Here is a 24324-nt window from a genome sequence, read left to right on the forward strand (position 1 = left end):
CCCGGTGGCGTGGAGTGTCACGCCTTCCCAGGAGAACGGCAGCCCGCCCTCGCCGCCGTCACCGGCGAGGAGGGAGGCGTGCAGGGCCGCGTCCAGCAGCGCGGGGTGCAGGCCGTACGCCGCGGCGTCCGTCTGGACGTCGTCGGGCAGGGTCACCTCGGCGAACACCTCGTCGCCGCGCCGCCACGCGGCCCGCAGGCCCCGGAACGCCGGGCCGTACGCGAAGCCGGTCTCGGCGAAGCGCTCGTAGCAGCCCGTCACGTCGAGCGGTTCGGCGCCCGTCGGCGGCCAGACCACGGCGTCGAAGTCCGGTCCGGCCGTCGGCGCTCCGCCGGTGAGGACACCCGAGGCGTGCTGGGACCAGGACTGTTCGTCGGCGCCCTCGGGCCGGGAGTGGACGGTGACGGTACGGCGGCCGGTGTCGTCGGCGACACCGACGCGCAGCTGTACCTGTACGGCGCCGTGCTCCGGCAGCACGAGCGGGGCGGCCAGGGTCAGTTCCTCCACCCGGTCGCAGTCCACCTCGTCGCCGGCGCGGATGGCCAGTTCCAGCAGGGCCGTTCCGGGGAGCAGGACCCGGCCCAGCACCGCGTGATCGGCCAGCCACGGGTGGGACCGGAGCGAGAGGCGGCCGGTGAACAGCACGCCTTCGCCGTCCGCCAGCTCCACCGCGCCGTTGAGCAGCGGGTGGCCGACCGAGGTGAGGCCGACGGCGGACGCGTCGACCGCCCCGGCCGAGCCGGTCGGCCAGAACCACTGGCGCTGGAACGCGTACGTCGGCAGTTCCACCCGCCGGGTGGGCGTTCCGGCGAAGAACCCGGCCCAGTCCACCGGGACCCCGGCGGTGTGGGCGTGGGCCAGTGCGGTGAGTGCGGCCCGCTCCTCGGGCCGGTTCCCGCGCAGGACGGGGACCACGGTCGTGGCCTCGTCGGTGAGGGACTCCTGGGCCATGGCCGAGAGCACGCCGTCCGGGCCCAGTTCGAGGAGGGTGGTCACGCCGTGGCCGGCCAGGGTCCGCACGCCGTCGGCGAAGCGGACCGTTTCCCGGACGTGCCGCACCCAGTACTCCGGGGAGCACAGCTCCTCTGGGGTGGCCTGGCGGCCGGTGAGGTTGGAGACCACCGGCACCGACGGTTCGCTGAACGTCAGCCCGGCCACGACCGTGCGGAAGTCGTCCAGCATCGGTTCCATCAGCGGCGAGTGGAAGGCGTGCGACACCGGCAGCCGCGAGGTCTTGCGGCCTTCCGCCGCGAGGCGGCCCGCGATGTCCAGCACCTCGGTCTCGTCACCCGCGATCACCAGGGACGTGGGGCCGTTGACCGCCGCGATCGACACCCGGCCGGTCAGCAGCGGCAGGATTTCGTCCTCGGTGGCCTTGACGGCCACCATGGCACCGCCCGTGGGCAGTGCCTGCATCAGCCGGCCGCGCGCGGCGACCAGCCGGCACGCGTCCGGCAGTGACAGCACGCCCGCCGCGTGGGCCGCGGCCAGCTCGCCGATGGAGTGCCCGGCCAGGAAGTCCGGCCGCACCCCCCAGGAGCCGAGCAGCCGGAACAGGGCCACCTCGACGGCGAACAGGGCGGGCTGGGTGTGACCGGTCTGGTTCAGCGAGGCGGCGTCGTCGCCCCACATCACCTCCCGCAACGGGCCCTCGACCAGCGGCTCCAGCTCCGCCAGCACCTCGTCCAGCGCCTTCGCGAACACGGGGAAGCGCGCGTACAGCTCCCGGCCCATGCCGATGCGCTGACTGCCCTGCCCGGAGAACAGGAACGCGAGCTTGCCGCCCCGGGCCGAGCCGCTGACCGTGGCGGCACCGGGCTCGCCGACGGCCAGCGCCGCCAGTTCCCGTACCGCGTCCGCCAGGTCACCGGCCAGTACCACGGCCCGGTGCTCGAAGCCCGCGCGCTCGGTGGCGAGGGAGAAGGCCACATCGGCCGGGCGCGGTCCGGAGAGCGCCTGGACGTGCGACAGCAGGCGTGCCGCCTGGCCGCGCAGTGCCTCCGGAGACTTGCCCGACAGCACCCACGGCACCAGGGTGTCCGTCGCGGTGCCGTCGGGAACGGTGTCGTCGGCGACGGCTTCGTCGGTGGCCGGGGGCTGCTCCAGGATCAGGTGCGCGTTGGTGCCGCTGATGCCGAACGACGAGACGCCCGCGCGCCGCGCACGGCCCGCGTCGGGCCACTCGACGGGTTCGGTCAGCAGTTCCACGGCGCCCGCCGACCAGTCGACGTGCGTCGAGGGCTCGCTCACGTGCAGGGTGCGCGGCAGCACACCGTGCCGCATCGCCATCACCATCTTGATGACACCCGCGACACCGGCCGCCGCCTGGGAGTGGCCGAGGTTGGACTTCACCGAACCCAGCCACAGCGGACGCTCCGCGTCCCGGTCCCGGCCGTAGGTCGCGAGCAGTGCCTGCGCCTCGATCGGGTCGCCCAGCTTGGTGCCGGTGCCGTGCGCCTCGACGGCGTCGACGTCGGCCGGGGACAGTCCGCCGCTGGCCAGGGCCCGGCGGATGACCCGCTGTTGCGAGGGGCCGTTGGGGGCCGTCAGACCGTTGGACGCGCCGTCCTGGTTGACGGCGGAGCCGCGCACCACGGCCAGCACGGGGTGGCCGTTGCGGCGGGCATCGGACAGCCGCTCCAGCACGACCATGCCCGCACCCTCGGACCAGCCGACACCGTCGGCCGAGTCCGAGAACGCCTTGGACAGGCCGTCGGGCGCCAGGCCGCGCTGGCGGGCGAACTCCACGAAGGTCTCGGGAGTCGACATCACCGTCACACCACCGGCCACCGCGAGGGAGCACTCGCCCGCCCGCAGGGCCTGCGCGGCCAGGTGCATGGCCACCAGCGACGACGAGCACGCCGTGTCCACCGTGACGGCGGGGCCCTCGAAGCCGAAGGTGTACGAGATGCGGCCGGAGGCCACGCTCAGGGCACTGCCGTTGCCGCGGAAGCCTTCGAATTCCGCACCGGCCAGCGTCGCCCCGTAGCCGTTGTGCATGGCACCGGCGAAAACACCGGTCTGGCTGCCGCGCAGCGTCGCCGGGTCGATGCCGGCCCGCTCGACGGCCTCCCAGGAGAGTTCCAGCAGCAGCCGCTGCTGGATGTCCGTCGCCATCGCCTCGCGCGGGCTCATCCCGAAGAAGGCGGGGTCGAACTCGCCGGCGTCGTGCAGGAAGCCACCGGACCGGGTGTACACGGTCCCCGTCCGCTCCGGGTCGGGGTCGTAGAGGGAATCGAGGTCCCAGCCGCGGTTGGTGGGGAAGCCCGACATCGCGTGGCCGCCCTCGGTGACGAGCCGCCACAGGTCCTCGGGCGAGCTGACCCCGCCGGGGTAGCGGCAGCTCATTCCCACGACGACGATCGGGTCGTCGGCCAGGGTGGCCGTGCGCGCGGTGTCCCCGGCGGCCGGCTCGGTGTCCGGGCCCGTCAGCTCCGCCAGCAGGTGGTCCGCCAGTACCCCGACGGTGGGGTAGTCGAAGACCATCGTGGCGGGCAGTCGCAGCCCGGTCGCGGTGTTCAGCTTGTTGCGCAGCTCGACGGCCGTGAGGGAGTCGAAGCCGAGGTCGCGGAACGCCCGCTCCGGGTCGACGGCGTCACCGCTCGTGTGGCCGAGCACCACGGCCGCCTGGGCGCGTACCAGGTCCCGCAGGGCTTCGAGTCGTTCGGCCCGCTCCAGCCCGCTCAGCCGCCGCGGCAGGTCGCCCGTGGCGGCCGTGGCGGCCACGGCGGTGCGCCGGGAGCGGTCGCGGATCAGACCGCGCAGCAGGGCGGGGGTCTCGCCGCGGGTGCGCAGCACCGCCAGGTCCAGCCGTACCGGGAGCACGGCGGGTTCGCCGGTGGCCAGGGCGGCGTCGAACAGTGCCAGCCCCTGTTCCACCGACAGCAGCGGCATGCCCGCGTCGGCGGCGCGGCGGATGTCACGGTCGTCCAGACCGCTGGTCATGCCCGCGCCCTGCGCCCAGGCGCCCCAGGCCAGGGACAGCATGGGCAGGCCCTGGGCGGCCCGGTGGTGGGCGAGGGCGTCCAGGAAGGCGTTGCCGGCCGCGTAGTTGCCCTGGCCCGCGCCGCCGAAGGTGCCGGACACGGACGAGAACACCACGAAGGAGGCCAGGTCCAGGTCGCGGGTCAGCTCGTGCAGGTGCCACACCGCGTCGACCTTGGGGCGCAGCACGGCGGCCATGCGCTCGGGGGTCAGCGAGCCGATGACTCCGTCGTCGAGGACGCCGGCGGTGTGCACGACGGCGGTGAGCGGGTGCGCGGCCGGGATCCGGCCGAGCAGGGCCGCCACGGCGGTGCGGTCGGTGATGTCGGCGGCGAGGACGGTGACGTCGGCGCCGTGGGCCGTCAGCTCCTCGCGGAGTTCCGTCGCTCCGGGTGCGTCGGGGCCGCGGCGGCTGACCAGCAGCAGACGGCGGGCCCCGCGTTCGGTCACGAGGTGGCGGGCCAGCTCACCGCCGAGGCCTCCGGTGCCGCCGGTGACGAGGACCGTGCCCTCCGGTGCCCAGGTGCGGGGCAGGCTCAGCACGATCTTGCCGACGTGCTTGGCGAGGCTCATGTGGCGGAACGCGTCGCGTGCCCGCCGGATGTCCCACGTCCTGACCGGCAGCGGCCGCAGCACGCCTTCGTCGAACAGCGCGGTGAGGACGTCCCACATCGGCTGGATGTGGGCGGGGTCCACCCATCCCAGGTCGAACGACAGGTAGCGGATGCCCTGGAGGTCCGCCGCGTCCCGCAGGTCGGTCTTGCCCATCTCGATGAAACGGCCGACGGGGGTCAGCAGCCGCAGTGACGCGTCCGTGAACTCTCCCGCCAGGGAGTTCAGTACGACGTCGATGCCCGCGTCGCCCGCGACGGCGGCGAACGCCGCCTCGAAGCCGGTGGTGCGCGAGGAGGCGATGTGGTCCTCCGCGACCCCCAGCGACCGCAGGACGTCCCACTTGCCCTCGCTCGCGGTGGCGAACACCTCGGCACCCAGGTGCCGGGCGATCTGGATCGCGGCCATGCCCACACCACCCGCGCCGGCGTGGATCAGGACCTTCTCGCCGCGTCGCAGACCGGCCAGCTCCACCAGCCCGTAGTACGCGGTCAGGAACACCAGCGGTACCGACGCGGCCGTCTCCCACGACCAGGCGTCGGGCATGCGCGCCAGGCGCCGTTCGTCCTCCACCACGAGTGAGCCGAAGCCGCCGGTCACCACGCCCATGACACGGTCGCCGGGGCGCAGTCCCGTCACCTCGGGGCCGACGTCGAGGACGACGCCGGAGGACTCGGAGCCGAAGACACCGGCGTCGCCGGGGTACATGTCCAGGGCGTTCAGTACGTCGCGGAAGTTCAGCCCGGCCGCCCGGACCTCGATCCGTACGTCATGCCCGTTCAGCGGTTCCAGTACGGCCGGGCAGGGGGCCAGTTCGAGGGCGTCCAGGCTGCCCTTCGCCCGGCTGCCCAGGCGCCACGGTCCGTCCGCGGGCGGCGGCACCAGGCCGCCGCTCGTCGCGGTGCGGGCCAGTCGGCCGGCGAGGATCTCGCCGTCGCGGACGGCGACCTGCGGCTCGTCGGTACCGAGGGCGCGCGGCAGTGCGGCCGACGACGAGGCGGACGCGTCCAGGTCCACCAGGCCGAAGCAGCCGGGGTTCTCCGTCTGCGCCGAACGCACCAGGCCCCACACCGCCGCGGCGGCGAGGTCGGTGACGCCACCGGCGTCGACGGCCATGGCGCCCCGGGTCACGAACACCAGCCGCGATCCGTCGAACCGCTCGTCGGCCAGCCACCGCCGCAGCCCGTCCAGGGCCGCGGTCGTCGCCCCGTGCGTGGCGTCGATCACCGTGGCGTCGGCATCGCCGGCCACGGGCACCAGGACGACGCCCGGCACCGGGCCGTCCGAGTCCGCCAGCGCGCGCAGGTCGGTGTGCACCGCGACGTCGGCGTCCGCGGCGCGCATCGCCTCGGCCAGGCCGAGGGCGTCGGTTCCGGCGACGGCCACCGTCGTCACGGCCGCGTGGTCGGCCGTGACCGGGGACCATTCCAGGCGGAAGAGGGAATCACGGTCCCGGGTGTCGGCTTCGGCGAACTGGTCGGCCGAGATCTCCCGGGCCAGCAGCGAGTCCACCGTGGCGACGGGGGCGCCCGAGGTGTCGGCGATGTCGATCGTCAGGGCGCCGTCCGTGGCGCGTGTCAGTCTGACCCGCACGGTGCAGGCGCCGGAGGCGTGCAGGGACACGCCCTCCCAGGAGAAGGGCACCGCCTGTCGCTCCGAGCCGACGAGTCCGCCGGCGTGCAGCACCGCGTCGAGCAGGGCCGGGTGCAGGCCGAACGCGTCCGCGGCTGCCTGCGCGTCGTCGGGCAGGCTCACCTCGGCGAACACGTCACCGTCGCGCAGCCACGCCGCCCGCAGCCCCTGGAAGTCGGGGCCGTACGCGAAGCCGTCCTCGACGCGTGCCTCGTAGAAGCCGGTCAGGTCGACCGGTTCGGCGCCGGCCGGCGGCCACTGGGTGGCGTCGAACCCGGTGCCGGTGGCACCGGACCCGGCGACCAGCACGCCCATCGCGTGCTGGGTCCAGGGCTCGTCCACCGCGCCTTCGGGACGCGAGTACACGCCCACGGACCGGCGGCCGGTGTCGTCGGCCCCGCCGACCCGCACCTGGAGCTGGACCGCGCCCCGCTCGGGCAGCACCAGCGGGGCGGCGAGCGCCAGATCCTCGATCCGGTCGCAGCCGACCTCGTCACCGGCGCGGATCGCCAGTTCGACGAAGGCCGTGCCGGGGAGCAGCACGCGTCCCATCACCGCGTGGCCGGCCAGCCAGGGGTGCGACCGCACCGAGAGGCGGTTGGTGAACAGCGCGCCTTCACCGTCGGCCAGTTCCACCGCGGCGCCCAGCAGCGGGTGTCCGGGGGAAGCCTGTCCCACGGCCCGCATGTCGCCGGGGGTGCTCAGCATCCCCGCGGGCCAGAACCGCTCGTGCTGGAAGGCGTAGGTGGGCAGGTCCACCCGGCGGGCGGCGGTGCCGGCGAAGAACGCCGGCCAGTCCACCGTCACACCCTGGACGTGCAGCCCGGCCAGGGCGGTGACGGCCGCGGTCTCCTCCGGCCGGTCCTTGCGCAGCACCGGAACCGTCACGGTGTCCTCGGCCACCGAGTCGGCGGCCATCGCGGACAGCACCCCGTCCGGGCCCAGCTCCAGGAGGGTTCCGACGCCCGCGTCGACCAGGGTCCGTACTCCGTCGGCGAACCGGACCGCTTCGCGGACATGCCGCACCCAGTACTCCGGCGAGCACAGCTCGTCGGCGGTAGCGACCTCACCCGTGAGGTTGGAAACCACCGGCACCTCGGGAGCCGCGCACCGCAACCCCTCGACCACCGTGCGGAAGTCGTCCAGCATCGGTTCCATCAACGGCGAGTGGAAGGCATGCGACACCGACAGGCGTGACGTCTTACGCCCCTCCGCCGACAGACGCGCCGCGATCTCCACGACCGCGTCCTCGGCACCCGAGAGCACCACCGACGACGGCCCGTTGACCGCCGCGACCGACACCTCGTCGGTGAGGTACGGCAGCACCTCGGCCTCGGTGGCCCGGACGGCCACCATCGCACCACCGGCGGGCAGCGCCTGCATCAAACCAGCACGCGCCGCGACCAGCCGGCAGGCGTCCGACAGCGAGAACACCCCGGCGACATGCGCGGCGGCGATCTCGCCGATGGAGTGACCGGCCACGAAGTCCGGCTTCACACCCCATGAGCGCACCAGCCGGAACAACGCCACCTCGACCGCGAACAACGCGGGCTGGGTGTAACCGGTGTCGTTCAGCAGAGCGGCGTCGTCGCCCCACATCACCTCCCGCAGCGAGCCCTCGACCAGCGGCTCCAGCTCCGCCAACACCTCGTCCAACGCCTCGGCGAACACCGGGAAACGCGCGTACAGCTCCCGGCCCATCCCCAGCCGCTGCGAACCCTGACCCGAGAACAACACCGCCAGCGGACGATCGACCGCCACACCACGCGCCGCCTCGACCACACCCTCGGCCGAGGACAACAACACCGCACGGTGCCCGAACAGCGAGCGTGCCGTCGCCAGCGAGAGACCCAGGTCCACGGGGGCGATGTCGGCGCGCTCGGCCGCGAACGTCCTGACCCGGTCGAGCTGCGCGTCCAGCGCCGCGCCGGTCCGGCCCGACACCACCCACGGCACCACGTCCGGTGCCACCGTCGGCTCCGGGACCGGCGCCTCGGTGAACGGTGCCTGCTCGACGATGACGTGGGCGTTCGTCCCGCTGATACCGAACGAGGAGACACCCGCCCGGCGCACCCGGCCCTCGGGCCAGGCCGTCTGCTCGGTCAGCAGCTCCACGGCGCCCGCCGACCACTCCACATGCGTCGAGGGTTCCGTCACGTGCAGCGTGCGCGGCAGGATGCCCTCACGCATGGCCATGACCATCTTGATGACACCGGCGACACCGGCCGCGGCCTGGGTGTGACCGATGTTGGACTTCACCGAACCGAGGAGCAGCGGACGCTCCGCGTCCCGGTCCCGGCCGTAGGTCGCGAGCAGTGCCTGCGCCTCGATCGGGTCACCCAGGGTCGTGCCGGTGCCGTGCGCCTCGACGACGTCCACGTCGGTCGACGACAGATGGCCGCTGGCGAGTGCCTGGCGGATGACCCGCTGTTGCGAGGGGCCGTTGGGGGCGGTCAGGCCGTTGGAGGCACCGTCCTGGTTGACGGCGCTGCCGCGCACCACCGCGAGGACCTGGTGGCCGTTGCGCCGGGCGTCGGAGAGACGCTCCAGCACCACGATGCCGACACCCTCGGACCAGCCGACACCGTCGGCCGAGTCGGAGAACGCCTTGCACCGGCCGTCGGCGGCCAGGCCGCGCTGGCGGGAGAACTCCACGAAGGTGTTGGGGGTGGACATGATCGTCACACCGCCGGCCAGTGCCAGCGTGCACTCCCCCGCGCGCAGGGCCTGGGCGGCCCAGTGCATCGCGACCAGCGAGGAGGAGCAGGCCGTGTCCACGGTCACCGCCGGGCCCTCCAGCCCGAACGTGTAGGACACCCGGCCCGAGGCGATGCTCGGCGCGCTGCCGTTGCCGCGGAAGCCCTCGAACTCCTCGCCCGTCAGGGCGTTGCCGTAGTCGTTGTACATCACACCGGCGAAGACACCGGTCTGGCTGCCGCGCAGCGACACCGGATCGATGCCGGCCCGCTCGATGGCCTCCCACGACGTCTCCAGCAGCAGGCGCTGCTGGGAGTCGGTCGCCAGGGCCTCACGCGGGCTCATCCCGAAGAATTCGGCGTCGAATTCGCCGGCGTCGTGCAGGAAGCCGCCGTGCCGGACGTGGGTCCTGCCCGGGTGGTCCGGGTCGGGGTCGTACAGGCCGTCGATGTCCCAGCCGCGGTTGACCGGGAAGCCGGAGACCGCGTCGGCGCCCTCGGTGACCATCTGCCACAGGTCCTCGGGCGAGTCCACGTCGCCCGGGTACCGGCAGGCCATGCCGACGATGACGATGGGGTCGTCGGCGACCGGTGTCGTGGCCCGTGCGGGCACGGGGGCCGCCGTCTCGGCCTCGGCGCCGAACAGTTCGTCCAGCAGGTAGTCGGCCAGCGCTCCCGGTGTCGGGTAGTCGAAGACGAGCGTGGCGGGCAGCCGCAGGCCGGACGCCGTGTTGAGGCGGTTGCGCAGTTCGACCGCGGTCAGGGAGTCGAAGCCGAGGTCCTGGAACTGGCGGGCGACGTCGACGGAGTCGGCGCCGGCGTGTCCGAGCACCAGGGCCACCTGGCCGCGCACCAGGTCCAGCAGGACTTCGCGGCGCTCCTCACCGGTGAGGGGGACGAGGCGCTGGACGAGGGAGTCGACGGCGTTCGAGGACTGTGCGACGGCGCGGCGGGTGGGGACGCGGATGAGGCCGCGCAGCAGCGGGGGGATTTCGCCCTTGGCGCGCAGGGCCGGCAGGTCGAGCCGTACCGGCAGGGCCACCGGCTCCGTGCCGGTCAGGGCCGCGTCGAAGAGGGCCACGCCCTGTTCGACGGTCAGCGGCGGCATGCCCAGCCGGGCGATGCGCTCCACGTCCACGTCGGTGAGCGAGCCCGTCATGCCCACCGACTGGGTCCAGGGGCCCCAGGCCAGGGACAGGCCGGGCAGGCCCGCGGCGCGGCGGTGGGCGGCCAGGGCGTCCAGGAAGGCGTTGGCGGCCGCGTAGTTGCCCTGGCCCGCGCTGCCCAGGGTGGCGGACACCGACGAGTACACGGCGAACGCGGTCAGGTCCAGGTCCCGGGTCAGCTCGTGCAGGTTCCACACGGCGTCGACCTTGGGGCGCAGTACGGCGCTCAGGCGTTCGGGGGTCAGCGAGCCGATGACTCCGTCGTCCACGACGCCGGCGGTGTGCACGACGGCCCGCAGCGGGTGGGCGGCGTCGACCGACTCCAGCAGCCCGGTCAGTGCGGCGCGGTCGGACACGTCGCAGGCGGCGACGCGTACGTGGGCGCCCTGTGCGGTCAGTTCGGCGGCCAGGTCGTCGGCGCCGGCGGCGGCGGGGCCGCGGCGGCTGACCAGCAGCAGTCGGCGTACGCCGCGGTGGGTGACGAGGTGGCGGGCCAGCACGGCGCCCAGGCCGCCGGTGCCGCCGGTGACCAGGACGGTTCCGTCGGCGTCCCATACGGCCTCGGGGGCGGTGTCCGGCACCGTCAGGCGGGCCAGCCGGGGGGCCAGCGGCTGTCCGTCGCGGACGGCCAGTTGGGGTTCGCCGGCGGCCAGTGCGGCCGGAACGGCGGCGAGGGAGGCGGCGTCGAGGTCCAGCAGGCCGAACCGGCCCGGGTTCTCGGTCTGGGCGGAGCGCACCAGGCCCCACGCGGCGGCCGCGGCGAGGTCCGTGGGGGCGTCGCCGGCGACGGCCACCGCGCCGCGCGTCACGAAGACCAGGCGGGCGTCGGCGGACCGCTCGTCCGTCAGCCAGCGCTGTGCGAGGGCCAGGACGGTGCCGGTCAGGGCGTGTGTCGAGGTGATCCGGTCCGGGCCCGGGTCGCCGGTCACAGGGACGAGGACCACGTCCGGCACCGGGGTGCCGGTGGTGAACAGGGCGTCCAGGTCGGTGTGCGCGTCGGCGGGCGTGCCCGTGGCGCGCAGGGTCTCGGCCAGTGCCGTGGCGTCGGTGCCGATGACGGCCACCGGTCCGGCGGCCGTCACGGGCTCGGCCCGGACGGCGGACCATTCCACGCGGAACAGGGAGTCCCGGCGCGGGGAGTCGGCCTCGGTCAGCTGTTCGGTGGGTACATGGCGGGAGACCAGCGAGTCGACGGTGGCGACGAGGCCGCCCGCGGTGTCCGCGACGGTGATCGACACCATGTCCTCGCCGGTGCGGGAGAGCCTGGCCCGTACGGCGGAGGCGCCGGAGGCGTGCAGGGACACGCCCTCCCAGGAGAACGGCAGTCCGCCGTGGCTGATCGCGCCGAGGTCACCGAAGGCGGCCGCGTGCTGGGCGGCGTCGAGCAGGGCGGGGTGGAGTCCGAACGCGGCCGCGTCGGCCTCGCCGCCCTCGGGCAGGCTCACCTCGGCGAACACCTCGTCGCCGCGCCGCCACGCGGCCCGCAGGCCCCGGAACAGCGGCCCGTAGTCGAAGCCGATCTCGGAGAGGCGTTCGTAGCAGCCCTCCAGGTCCACCGGTTCGGCGCCGGCCGGGGGCCACACCGTGGCGTCGAAGGCGGGCCCGGCCGCGGGCGTGCCGGGGGCGAGGACACCGGTCGCGTGGCCGGACCAGGGTGCGTCGACCGCGCCCTCGGCGCGCGAGTACATGCCGACCGTGCGGCGTCCGGCGTCGTCGGCCGCGCCGACGCGCACCTGGAACTGGATCGCGCCCTGTTCGGGCAGCACCAGCGGGGCGGCCAGCGCCAGTTCCTCGACCCGGTCGCAGCCGACCTCGTCACCGGCGCGGATGGCCAGTTCCACGAAGGCCGTGCCGGGCAGCAGCACCCGGCCGTTGACGACGTGGTCGGCCAGCCACGGGTGTGACTGTGCCGACAGGCGGCTGGTGAACAGCGCCCCTTCGCCGTTGGCGAGTTCCACGGCGGCACCGAGCAGGGGGTGCCCGGCCGAGGCCAGGCCGGCGGCCCGCATGTCACCGGTGTGGTGCGCGACCCCGGAGGGCCAGAAACGCTCGTTCTGGAACGGGTAGGTGGGCAGGTCCACCCGGCGGGCGCCGGTTCCGGCGAAGAGCGCCGTCCACTTCACGCGGACCCCGGTGACGTGCAGCCGGGCCAGTGTCGTGACGGCCGCGGTCTCCTCCGGGCGGTCCTTGCGCAGGACGGGGACCACCAGGGTGCCGTCCGGCACCGAATCGGCGGCCATCGCCGAGCAGACACCGTCCGGGCCCAGCTCCAGCAGGGTGCCCACGCCCTCGGCCACCAGGGCCCGGACGCCGTCGGCGAAGCGCACGGCCTCACGGACGTGCCGCACCCAGTACTCCGCGGAGCGGATCTCCTGCGACGTGGCCACCCGGCCCGTGAGGTTGGAGACCACGGGGATCGCCGGTGCCTCGAACGTCAGGCCCTCCACGACCGTGCGGAAGTCGTCCAGCATCGGTTCCATCAGCGGCGAGTGGAAGGCGTGCGAGACCGGCAGCCGGGATGTCTTGCGGCCCTGCGTGGCGAGGCGGCCGGCGAGGTCGAGGACCGCGGCCTCCTCCCCCGCGATCACCACGGACGACGGGCCGTTGACCGCGGCGATCGACACCGTCTCGGTCAGCAGCGGCCGTATCTCGTCCTCGGTGGCCCGGACGGCGACCATGGCGCCGCCGGCGGGCAGGGCCTGCATCAGACGGCCACGGGCGGCCACCAGACGGCAGGCGTCACCCAGGGAGAACACCCCGGCCACATGGGCCGCCGCGATCTCACCGATGGAGTGACCGGCCACGAAGTCCGGGGTGATCCCCAGGGACTCCACCAGCCGGAACAGCGCCACCTCGACGGCGAACAGCGCGGGCTGGGTGCGGCCCGTCTCGTTCAGCGCCGCGGCGTCCTCGCCCCACATCACCTCCCGCAGCGGGCCGTCCAGCAGCGGTTCCAGCTCCGCCAGGACCGCGTCCAGGGCCTCGGCGAAGACGGGGAAGCGGCCGTACAGTTCCCGGCCCATGCCGAGCCGTTGCGAGCCCTGCCCGGAGAACACCACCGCGAGCAGTCGCTCGTCGGCCGCGGCCACCCCGCGGGCGGCCTCGGTGACGCCCTCGGCGGAGGCCAGCAGCACCGCGCTGTGCTCGAACACCGACCGGCCGGCCGCGAGCGAGAGGCCCACGTCGAGCGGGGTGGCGTCGGGGTGGTCCGCCGCGAACGCCGTGACGCGTGCCAGCTGTGCTTCCAGCGCCGCCGGGGTCCTGCCCGACACCACCCACGGCACGACGCCCGGTGACACCGCCGGCTCCTCGACGGCCGCCGGTTCGACGGCCGGTGCCTGCTCGACGATGACGTGGGCGTTGGTGCCGCTGATGCCGAACGAGGAGATGCCCGCCCGGCGCGCCCGGCCCGCGTCCGGCCACCGCGTGGACTCGGTCAGCAGCTCCACCGAGCCCGCCGACCACTCCACGTGCGAGGACCGCCGCGTCACGTGCAGCGTCCGGGGCAGGACGCCGTTGCGTATCGCCATGACCATCTTGATCACACCGGCGACGCCGGAGGCGGCCTGGGTGTGCCCGATGTTCGACTTCAGGGAGCCCAGCAGCAGCGGGCGTTCCCGGTCCTGGCCGTAGGTGGCCAGCAGGGCCTGGGCCTCGATGGGGTCACCGAGGGTCGTGCCGGTGCCGTGTGCCTCCACCGCGTCCACGTCGGCGGGCGCGAGGTGCGCGTTCTCCAGGGCGGCGCGGATCACGCGCTGCTGGGAGGGGCCGTTGGGGGCGGTCAGGCCGTTGGACGCGCCGTCCTGGTTGACGGCCGAGCCGCGCAGCACCGCGAGCACCGGGTGGCCGTTGCGCTGGGCGTCGGAGAGGCGCTCCAGGATCAGGACGCCCGAGCCCTCGGCCCATCCCGTGCCGTCGGCGTCGTCGGAGAACGACTTGCAGCGGCCGTCGGAGGCCAGGCCGCCCTGTGAGGTGAAGGAGACGAACGCGCCGGGCGTCGACATCACCGTGACACCGCCGGCCAGGGCGAGGGAGCACTCGCCGCCGCGCAGTGCCTGCGCGGCCAGGTGCAGGGCGACCAGCGAGGAGGAGCAGCCGGTGTCGACGGTGACGGCGGGGCCTTCGCAGCCGAGCGTGTAGGACAGCCGCCCGGAGATGACGCTCGCCGCGTGGCCGGTGGTGGAGTAGACCTCGGCGTCCTCGTCGGAGCCGGTGATGACGGTGCTGTAGTCCTGGCCGGTGGTGCCGACGAACACCCCGGTGGCGCTTTCCCGCAGGGACGCGGGGTCGATGCCGGCCCGTTCCAGCGCCTCCCAGGACACCTCCAGCAGCATGCGCTGCTGGGGGTCCATGGCCACGGCCTCGCGGGGGGAGATGCCGAAGAAGCCGGGGTCGAACTCGGCCGCGTCGTGGACGAAGCCGCCCTGCTGGGCGAGGCTGCCGCCGGGGCCGTCGCCCGCGAGGGCGGCGAGGTCCCAGCCCCGGTCGGTGGGGAAGTCCGACATCGCGTCGCGGCCTTCGGCGACGAGTCGCCACAGGTCCTCCGGTGAGGCGACGCCTCCCGGGAAGCGGCAGCCGATGCCGACGACCGCGATCGGTTCCACCGCCGCCGCGACCAGCTGTTGGTTCTGTTGCCGCAGCCGCTCGATTTCCTTCAGGGACGACCGCAGCGCTTCGACGTATTGGTTGGTGGAGGTGTTCATCGTTCTTCTCCAGGTCGCTTTCAGTTCGTCGTGCTCTCGGTCGCCAGTCGCAGCAGGCTCTCGGCGTCCATGTCGTCGATCGAGTCGATCGGTGACGCGGTGTCGGGCGCGGCGGTGGCGGTCTCGGCTTCTTCGTCGGCGAGCCGCAACACCATCTCCAGCAGGCCCGCCTTGCGGAGCCGGCTGATGGGGACGGTGGTGAGGGCTTCGCGGATGTGCGCGTCGGGGTCGTCCGTCTTCGGTGCCGGGGCGGTGTCGGGGAAGAGGTACGAGCGCAGGCACTGGGCGAGTGCGGTGGGCGTGGGGTAGTCGAACACCAGGGCGGCGGGCAGGGCCAGCCCGGTCGCCACCCGGAGCCGGTTGCGCAGTTCGATGGCCGTCACGGAGTCGAATCCGACGTCCCGGAAGGCCCGGTCGGCGGGGATGGCGTCCGCGCTCTCGTGGCCGAGGGTGGCGGACGCCTCGACGCGGACGACGTCGAGCAGGGCCCGCCCGCGCTCGGCGTCGGACAGGTCTTCGAGACGTCGGCGCAGTGCGGAGTCGTCGCCGTCGTCGTCGGCCGGGGCTTCCTGGGCGGCCAGCACGGCGCGGACCTCGGGGATGCCGGACAGCAGGGGGCTGGGGCGAGTGGCGGTGAAGCTCGGGGTGAACAGGTCCCAGTCCATGTCCGTGACCGTGACCTGGGTGTCGTCGTCGGTGAGGCTCTGCTGGAGGGCGGCGATGGCCAGGGAGGGGTCCATCGGCATGACGCCGCGCCGGCTCAGCCGGTCGTGCACCTCGGCGACCGTGGCCATGCCGGCCTCGGCCCAGGCTCCCCAGGAGACGGCCGTGGCGGTCAGGCCCCGGGCGCGGCGGTGTTCGGCGAGGGTGTCGAGGAAGGCGTTCGCGGCGGCGTAGCCCGCCTGCCCGCCGCTGCCCCAGATGCCGGCACCGGAGGAGAACAGGACGAACGCGTCGAGGTCGAGGTGTTCGGTGGCCTCGTGCAGGTGCAGGGCCGCGGTGAGCTTCGAGCGCAGCAGCGCGTCGAGCTGTTCCACGGTGAGGGACCGCGCGTCGGCGTCGCCGTCGGCGACACCGGCGGCGTGCACCACGGCCGTCAGGGGGAGGTCGGCGGGCAGGCCCGCCAGCAGGGCGGTCAGGGCGTCGCGGTCCGCGGCGTCGCAGGCCGCGATGGTCACCCGGGCACCGAGGGCCTCGAGTTCGGCGCGGAGTCCGTCGGCGCCGGGGGCGTCCGGTCCGCGGCGGCTGGTGAGGACGACGTGCCGGGCGCCGCGCTCGATGATCCATCGTGCGACGCGGCCGCCGAGGCCGCCGGTGCCGCCGGTGATGAGCACCGTACCCCGCTCCCACCAGCGCCGCTCGGGGCCGTTGCCGCCGGGGGCGGCGTGGACGAGCCTGCGGCCGAAGGTGCCCGCGGCGCGGACGGCCACCTGGTCCTCGCCGCCGGGGGCGGCCAGGACGGCGCGCAGCCGGGCGGCGGTGCGCGCGTCGATGGTGTCGGGGAGGTCGATCAGACCGCCCCAGCGGCCGGGCTGTTCCAGGGCGGTGACGAGGCCGAGGCCCCACAGCGCGCCCTGGACGGGGTGGGTGACCTTGTCGTCGCGGCAGGCCGCGACGGCGTCCCGGGTGAGGCACCACAGCGGTGCCTCGATGCCCGCGTCGCCCAGTGCCTGCACCAGGGCCAGCGTCATGGCCAGCCCGGCGGGCACCGAGGTGTAGTCGGCGTGCCGGTCCTCGACGAGGCCCAGCAGGGACACCACTTGGGTGATGCCGGCGCCGTCCGGGGCGGTGGCGGTCAGGAGGGCGGTCAGCGCGTCGCGGTCGGTGTCCTCGACGTCGAGGCGGAGGGTGTCGGGGCCCAGGGCGTCGACGGCGGCCGCCACCCACGGGTCGGTGGCGCCGCGCGCCGGTGCGACGACCAGCCAGGTGCCGTCCATGGTCGTGGAGGCGGGCTCGCGGAGCCTGGTCCAGTCCACCTTGTAGCGCAGGGCGTTGGCCGCCGTGGACTGCCGGGACTTGGTCCGCCACGCCGAGAGGGCCGGCAGCAGTGCGCCCAGGGAGGTGAGTTCGGTGTTCTCGGCGACGCCGAGTTCGCCGGCCAGGGCGTCCAGGTCGCCGTTCTCGACGAGCCCCCAGAACGCGGCGTCCGCCGCGGTGCCGGTGCCGGTGCCGTCCGGGGTGGGCGGCACCGCCTCCGGCCAGTACCGGCGGCGCTGGAAGGCGTAGGTGGGCAGGTCGACGGGGGCGTGGGCGGCGGCGGGGAACGCCGCGCGCCAGTCGACGGGCGCGCCGTGGACGTGCGCCTCGGCGAGGGAGGTCAGGAAGCGCTTGGTGTCGCCCTCGTCGCGGCGCAGCGAGCCCAGGGCCACCGCGGTCGGGGTGTCGGTGGCCTCCGCGGTCTCCTGCACGGCCCCGGTCAGGACGGGGTGCGGGCTGGCCTCGACGAAGAGCCGGTACCCGTCGGCGAGCAGCGCCCGGGTGGCCTGCTCCAGTTGTACGGTCTGCCGCAGGTTGGTGTACCAGTAGCCGCCGTCCATGGTGGGCGCGTCGAGCCGTTCGCCGGTCACGGTCGAGTAGAAGGGCACCTTCGGCGCGCGGGGGGTGACCGAGGCCAGCAGGCGCGCCAGCTCGCCTTGGATGGACTCCACTTGCGAGCCGTGCGAGGCGTAGTCGACCGCGACCATGCGGGCGCGGATCTTCGCCGTCGCGCACTGTTCCCTGAGTGCGGCGAGGGCTTCCGGGTCGCCGGAGACGACGATCGAGGAGGGGCCGTTCACGGCGGCCAGCGAGAGCCGGTCGCCCCAGGGTTCCAGGAGGGCGGTCACCTGTTCGGCGGAGGCGGCCACGGACATCATGCCGCCCTTGCCGGACAGGGCCAGCAGGGCCTTGCTCCGCAGGGCCACGACGGCCGCGGCGTCCGGCAGGGACAGGGCGCCCGCGACGCACGCCGCGGCGATCTCGCCCTGTGAGTGCCCCATCACGGCGGCGGGTTCGACTCCGTGGGAGCGCCAGAGCGCGGACAGCGCCACCATCATGGAGAACAGTGCGGGCTGGACCACGTCCACCCGCTCCGCCGTCGCGGTGTCGCAGGCGCCGGCCAGGACGTCCCGCAGCGACCAGTCGATGTGCGGGGCGAGGGCCTCGGCGCAGTCGTCCACGGCGGACCGGAACACCTCGGAGGTCTCCAGCAGCGCACGGCCCATGCCCCACCACTGCGAGCCCTGGCCGGGGAAGACGAACACCGGGCCGGCGTCGCCGCCGGTGGCGGCACCGCGGACGACGCCCGGCGTGGTGCCGGCCGTGGCCAGCGCCTCCAGGCAGCGGGTGAAGTCCTCGTGCGTCTCGCCGAGCAGCACCGCGCGGTGTTCCAGCCGGGGCCGGGTGGTGGCCAGCGACCAGCCCACCCGTACGGGCGGCAGCTCCGGGCTGTCACCGACGCGGGCGAGCAGCCGGGCGGCCTGGTCACGCAGCGCGGCGTCGGACTTCGCGGAGACGAGCCAGGGCACGACGCCCGGGTGGTCGGCGGCCGGTTCCCGCTCGTCGGCCGCGTCGTCCGGTGCCTGTTCGAGGATCAGGTGGGCGTTGGTGCCACTGATGCCGAACGACGACACACCCGCTCGGCGGATGCGTCCCTCGGCCTGCCACTTCTCGGCCTCGGTCAGCAGCTCCACCGCGCCGGCGGACCAGTCGACCCGCGTCGAGGGCTCGCTGACGTTGACCGTGCCGGGCAGGATGCCTTCGCGCAGGGCCATGACCATTTTGATGACGCCCGCGACACCTGCGGCGGCCTGGGTGTGGCCGATGTTGGCCTTGAGGGAGCCCAGTCGCAGCGGTGTCTCCCGGTCCTGGCCGTAGGTGGCCAGCAGCGCCTGGGCCTCGATCGGGTCACCCAGTTTGGTGCCGGTGCCGTGGGCCTCGACCACGTCGACGTCGGCGGGCGCGACACCCGCGTTGGCGAGGGCCTGGCGGATGACGCGCTGCTGGGAGGGGCCGTTGGGGGCGGTCAGCCCGTTGGAGGCGCCGTCCTGGTTGACGGCGCTGCCGCGGACGACGGCGAGGACCTGGTGGCCGTTGCGGCGGGCGTCCGAGAGCCGTTCCAGCAGGACGAGGCCGACGCCTTCGGCGAGGGTCATGCCGTCCGCGTCGTCGGAGAACGGCTTGCAGTGCCCGTCGACGGCCAGGGCCCGCTGCCGGCTGAAGCCGACGAAGGGGCTCGGGGTCGACATGACCGCCACACCGCCGGCGAGCGCGAGGGTGCTCTCGCCGTTGCGCAGCGACTGGCAGGCCAGGTGCAGGGCGACGAGCGAGGAGGAGCAGGCCGTGTCGACGGTGACGGCGGGGCCCTCCAGGCCGAAGAGGTAGGAGACCCGGCCGGAGAGCACGCTGGAGGCGGTACCGGTGGCCATGTACGTCTCGGACTCGGCGGCGTTCGGGACCCCGGAGGTGTAGTCCTGGTAGGTCGCGCCGATGAAGGTGCCGGTCGCGCTGCCCCGCAGCGAGTCGGGGTCGATGCCGGCGCGTTCGAGCGCCTCGTGCGCGGTTTCCAGCAGCAGCCGCTGCTGGGGGTCCATCGCCACCGCCTCACGGGGGGAGATCCCGAAGAAGGAGGCGTCGAACTCGGCGGCCTCGTGCAGGAATCCGCCCTGGACGGAGTACGTCTTGCCGTGCCGGTCGGGGTCCGGGTCGTACAGCGCGCCGGCGTCCCAGCCGCGGTCCGCGGGGAACTCGGAGATCACGTCGGCACCGTCGACGAGCAGTCGCCACAGGTCCTCGGGGGTGTGCGCGCCGCCGGGGTAGCGGCAGCTCATCCCGACGATCGCGATCGGCTCGTCGGTGGCGGCGGCGGACACCGCGGGCGCGTCGGCCGCGGTGGTTCCCGCGATCTCGTCGCGGAGGTACTCCGCCAGCGCCAGGGGGGTCGGGTAGTCGAAGACCAGGGTGCTCGGCAGTCGCAGTCCGGTGGCGGCCACCAGCCGGTTGCGCAGGTCCACCGAGGTGACGGAGTCGAAGCCGACGTCACGGAAGGCACGCCGCTCGGGGAACGCCTCACCGGAGGTGTGTCCGAGGACGGTCGCGGCCCGGCCGCGGACCAGCTCCAGCAGCAGCCGGTCGCGCTCGGCGGCGGGCAGGGCGCGCAGCCGGGCCGCGAACTCCCCTTCGGCGCCGGGGCTCACGGCCCGCTCCGCGGTCTCGGTCAGCCGCCGGACCTCGGGCACGTCGTCGAACAGCGTCGTGGGGCGGCCGGAGGTGAAGATCGGGTGGTAGACGTCCCAGTTCACGTCGGCGATGGCGAGGACCGTCTCGTCGTCGTCCAGGGCGCGCCGCATGCCGGCCAGCGCCGGGCCCGCGTCGATGAAGCCCAGTCCGCTGCGGCGGATCTGGTGCGGGTCGAGCTGTGCAGCCTCGGCGTCGTCGGGCCACTTCCCCCAGTGCAGGGACGTGGCGGTCAGGCCACGGGCGCGGCGGTGGTCGGCGAGCGCGCTCAGATAGGCGTTGCCCGCGCCGTACGCGGCGTGCCGGCCGCTGCCCCACATGCCGGTGATGGAGGAGAAGAGGACGAACGCGTCGAGTTCCTCGTCGTCCAGCAGTTCGTCCAGGTGCCGGGCGCCGGCGACCTTGGCGGACACCACCCTGGCGAACTCCTCCATGGTGGTGCCCGCCAGCGACTCCAGCTCGATGACGGCCGCGGCGTGCACGACCGTCCGCACGGTGCGGCCGTCGGACGTGAGGCCCGACAGCAGCCCGGCGATCGCGTCGCGGTCGCTGATGTCACAGGCGACCGCTTCGGCCTCCGTGCCCAGCGCGGCGAGTTCGGCCAGTAGATCGGCGGCGCCGGGCGCGTTCGGGCCCCGGCGGCTGACGAGCACGAGGTGTTCGGCGCCCTGGCCGGCGAGCCACCGGGCGAGGTCCGGGGCCAGCGCACCGGAACCGCCGGTGATCAGCGTCGTGCCGCGCGGCTTCCAGCCGCGTCCCGTGCCCTGGCCGGAGGCGGCGGCCCGGACCACGCGCCGGGTGAAGACACCGGAGGAGCGGATCGCGAGCTGGTCCTCACCGGTGGTACCGGTGAGGACGGCCGCGAGCCGCCGGCCGGCGCGCTCGTCGAGCGTGCCGGGCAGGTCCACCATGCCACCCCACCGCTGCGGGTGCTCCAGCGCGGCGGTCCAGCCGACGCCCAGCACCTGTGCCTGTACGGGGTTGGTCACCAGGTCCGAACGGCCCGTCGATACCGCGCCGCGTGTCACACACCACAGCGGCGCGTCGATCCCCGCGTCTCCCAGGGCCTGGACGAGCGCGACGGTCAGAGCGAGACCCGAAGCCAGCGCCGGGTACGCGGCGGACGGCTGCTCGGCCGCCGCCAGCACCGAGACGATGCCCGCCACATCGTGGGCGTCCTCCAGCCGGGCCGCGAGAACGGCACGGTCGACACAGGACTCGTCCAGGACCAGGCGGCGCACCTGCGCGCCCTGCCCGGAAAGCGCGGCCACCACGTCCTCGTCGGCGATGCCCTCGGCCGTGACCACCAGCCACGTACCCGACAGCGACGCCTGCGGCACACCAGCGAGCGGTGACCAGGCGACCCGGTAACGCCAGGCGTCCAGCGCCGACCGCTCACGCCGCTGACGGCGCCACGACGACAGACCGGGCAGCACGGCGGCGAGCGACTCCTCGTCGATGTGCAGACTCGAGGTGAGCGAGCCCAGGTCCTCCCGCTCCACCGCCGCCCAGAACTCGGCGTCGGCGGGGTCCGTCGCCGCGAGCAGCTCGACTTCGTGCGGCATGGCCCAGAGGCGTTCGTGCTGGAACGCGTACGTCGGCAGGTCGACCCGGCGGGCACCGGTGCCGGCGTAGACGGACCGCCAGTCGACGGACACGCCCCGGACGAACACCTCGGCCAGCGACGTCAGGAAGCGGTACAGGTCGCCCTCATAGCGCCGCAGGGTGCCGACCGCGACGGCGTGCCCGCCGGCGTCCTCGATGACGTCCTGTACGGCCATCGCCAGCACGGGGTGCGAGCTGACCTCGACGAACACGCCGTGGTCCGCGTCGAGCAACGTCCGTATGCCCGCTTCGAACGCGACGGTGTTGCGGAGGTTGTTGTACCAGTACTCGGCGTCCATGCCGCTGGTGTCCAGCCACCCGCCGGTAACGGTCGAGACGAACGGCACCTCGGACTCGCGGGGCCGGATCGGCCCCAGCTCGGACAGCAGCTCGTCGTGGAGGTCCTCGACCTGCGCGGAGTGCGAGGCATAGTCCACCGCGATCCGCCGCACCCGGACACCCTCGTCCGACAACCGCGCGGCAAGCTCGTCCAGACCCTCCGGATCACCGGAAACCACCACGGAACGAGGACCATTGACAGCGGCCACGGACACCCGGCCCGCGAAACCGGCAAGCCGCTCCTCGACCTCCCCCACCGGCAACGCGACGGACATCATCCCGCCGTGTCCGGCGAGACGGCGCCCGATCGCCTGACTGCGCAGCGCCACGACGCGCGCACCGTCCTCCAGGGACAACGCACCCGACACCACAGCCGCCGCGATCTCACCCTGCGAATGACCCACCACAGCATCCGGAGACACCCCATGGGCCTCCCACAACGCCGCCAACGACACCATCACCGCGAACGACGCCGGCTGAATGACGTCGACACGCTCCAGCGACGGCGCGCCCGGCATCTGGCGCAGCACATCCGCCAACGACCAGTCGACGAAGGCGCCCAGCGCCTCGGCGCATTCCGCCAGCCGCTCGGCGAAGACCGGGGACTCCTCCAGCAGCCGGGCACCCATGCCCACCCACTGCGACCCCTGGCCCGGGAACACGAACACCGTCTTGCCGTCGATGTCCGCGACGCCCTGTACGACGGCGGCGGCGGTGTCCTCGGCCGCGAGGGTGCCGAGCCCTTCCCGCAGGTCGTCCAGGCCGGCACCCACCATCACCGCGCGGTGCTCGAACAGCGACCGGGAGGCGAGGGAGTACCCGACGTCGACCGGGCGGAGACCGGGGTCGGCGTCCAGCCGGGAGAGAAGGTTCACGGCCTGGTCGCGCACGGCGCCCGGGGCCCGGCCGGAGAGCACCCAGGGGACGACCATGGCGGTGTCGACCGTGGCCGTGGGCGCCTCGTCGGCCGATTCCCCGGCCGGGGGCGCTTCCTCCAGGACCGCGTGCGCGTTGGTGCCGCTGACGCCGAAGGAGGAGACCGCGCAGCGGCGCGGCCGCTCCCCCGCCGGCCACGCGACCGGCTCGGTGAGCAGCTCGACGGCGCCCGCCGACCAGTCGACGTGCGAGGAGGCGTTGTCACTGTGCAGGGTCTTCGGCAGCACGCCGTGGCGCATCGCCATGACCATCTTGATGACGCCCGCGACACCGGCCGCGGCCTGCGTATGACCGATGTTCGACTTCAACGACCCCAGTCGCAGCGGCGTCTCACGGTCCTGGCCGTAGGTCGCCAGCAGCGCCTGCGCCTCGATCGGGTCACCCAGCCGGGTGCCCGTGCCGTGCGCCTCCACCGCGTCCACATCCGCCGCCGACAGACCCGCGTTCGCCAGCGCCTGCCGGATCACCCGTTGCTGCGACGGGCCGTTGGGGGCCGTCAAACCGTTGGACGCGCCGTCCTGGTTGACCGCGCTGCCCCGCAGCACCGCCAGCACCGGATGACCATTGCGCCGCGCGTCCGAGAGCCGCTCGACGACGAGCGCGCCGACGCCCTCGGACCAGCCCGTGCCGTCCGCGGCGTCGGAGAACGCCTTGCAGCGGCCGTCGGGGGCCAGTCCGCCCTGCTTGCTGAACTCGACGAACACAGCGGGGTCGGACAGGACGGTGACGCCGCCGACGACGGCGAGCGAGCACTCGTCGTCACGCAGCGACCGCATCGCCACGTGCAGGGCCACCAGGGAGGACGAGCAGGCGGTGTCGACGGTCAGCGCCGGGCCTTCGAGGCCCAGGGTGTAGGCGAGCCGTCCCGACAGGACGCTGGCGGCGGTGCCGGTCAGCGCGTGGCCGTCCAGTTCGCCCGTCGCCCGGGCCGTGCCCGGGTTCCAGTGGTACGAGCCGACGAAGACGCCCGCCTGGCTGCCGCGCAGCGACAGCGGGTCGATGCCCGCCCGCTCCAGTGCCTCCCAGGAGACCTCCAGCAGCAGCCGCTGCTGCGGGTCCATGCCCAGCGCCTCACGCGGGGAGATGCCGAAGAAGCCGGCGTCGAAGTCGCCCGCCTCGTAGAGGAAGCCGCCCTCGTGGGTGGTGCTGCGGCCCTCGCCGTCGCCGGTCAGTGCGGCCAGGTCCCAGCCGCGGTCGGCGGGGAAGCTCGAAATGGCATCGCCCTCGGAGGCGACCAGGTCCCACAGCCCCTCCGGCGAGGCGACCCCGCCGGGGAAACGGCAGCCCATGCCCACGATCGCGATCGGTTCGCGGCTCTTGGACTCCAGTTCGTCGATGCGCTGGCGCGCACGTCGGAGGTCCGCGGCCACTCGCCTCAAGTAGTCGACAACTTTGTCCTGCTGGTCTTCCTGCACCGGTCCGTCCTCATCCCGTAAT

The 24324-nt window shown here is 74.0% G+C and carries 2 protein-coding genes (1 of these 2 cut by a window edge); both read right to left on the reverse strand.

Going from position 1 to position 24324, the window contains the following annotated elements; translation table 11 throughout:
- Positions 1-14793, reverse strand: the 5' portion of a protein-coding gene (locus ACZ6MA_RS06580; RefSeq protein WP_469431599.1) for an SDR family NAD(P)-dependent oxidoreductase. Its footprint begins 17514 nt before the window's first position; 14793 of the gene's 32307 nt are visible here — the first part of the coding sequence; its start codon is at positions 14791-14793; its stop codon lies beyond the left edge, outside the window.
- Positions 14794-14813: 20 nt separating this feature from the next.
- On the reverse strand, positions 14814-24302 hold the full coding sequence (locus ACZ6MA_RS06585) for a type I polyketide synthase (protein ID WP_469431600.1): 9489 nt from the start codon (positions 24300-24302) through the stop codon (positions 14814-14816).
- Between the last annotated feature and the right edge of the window lie 22 nt (positions 24303-24324).

It is taken from the genome of Streptomyces sp. NPDC042259, from assembly GCF_055582085.1.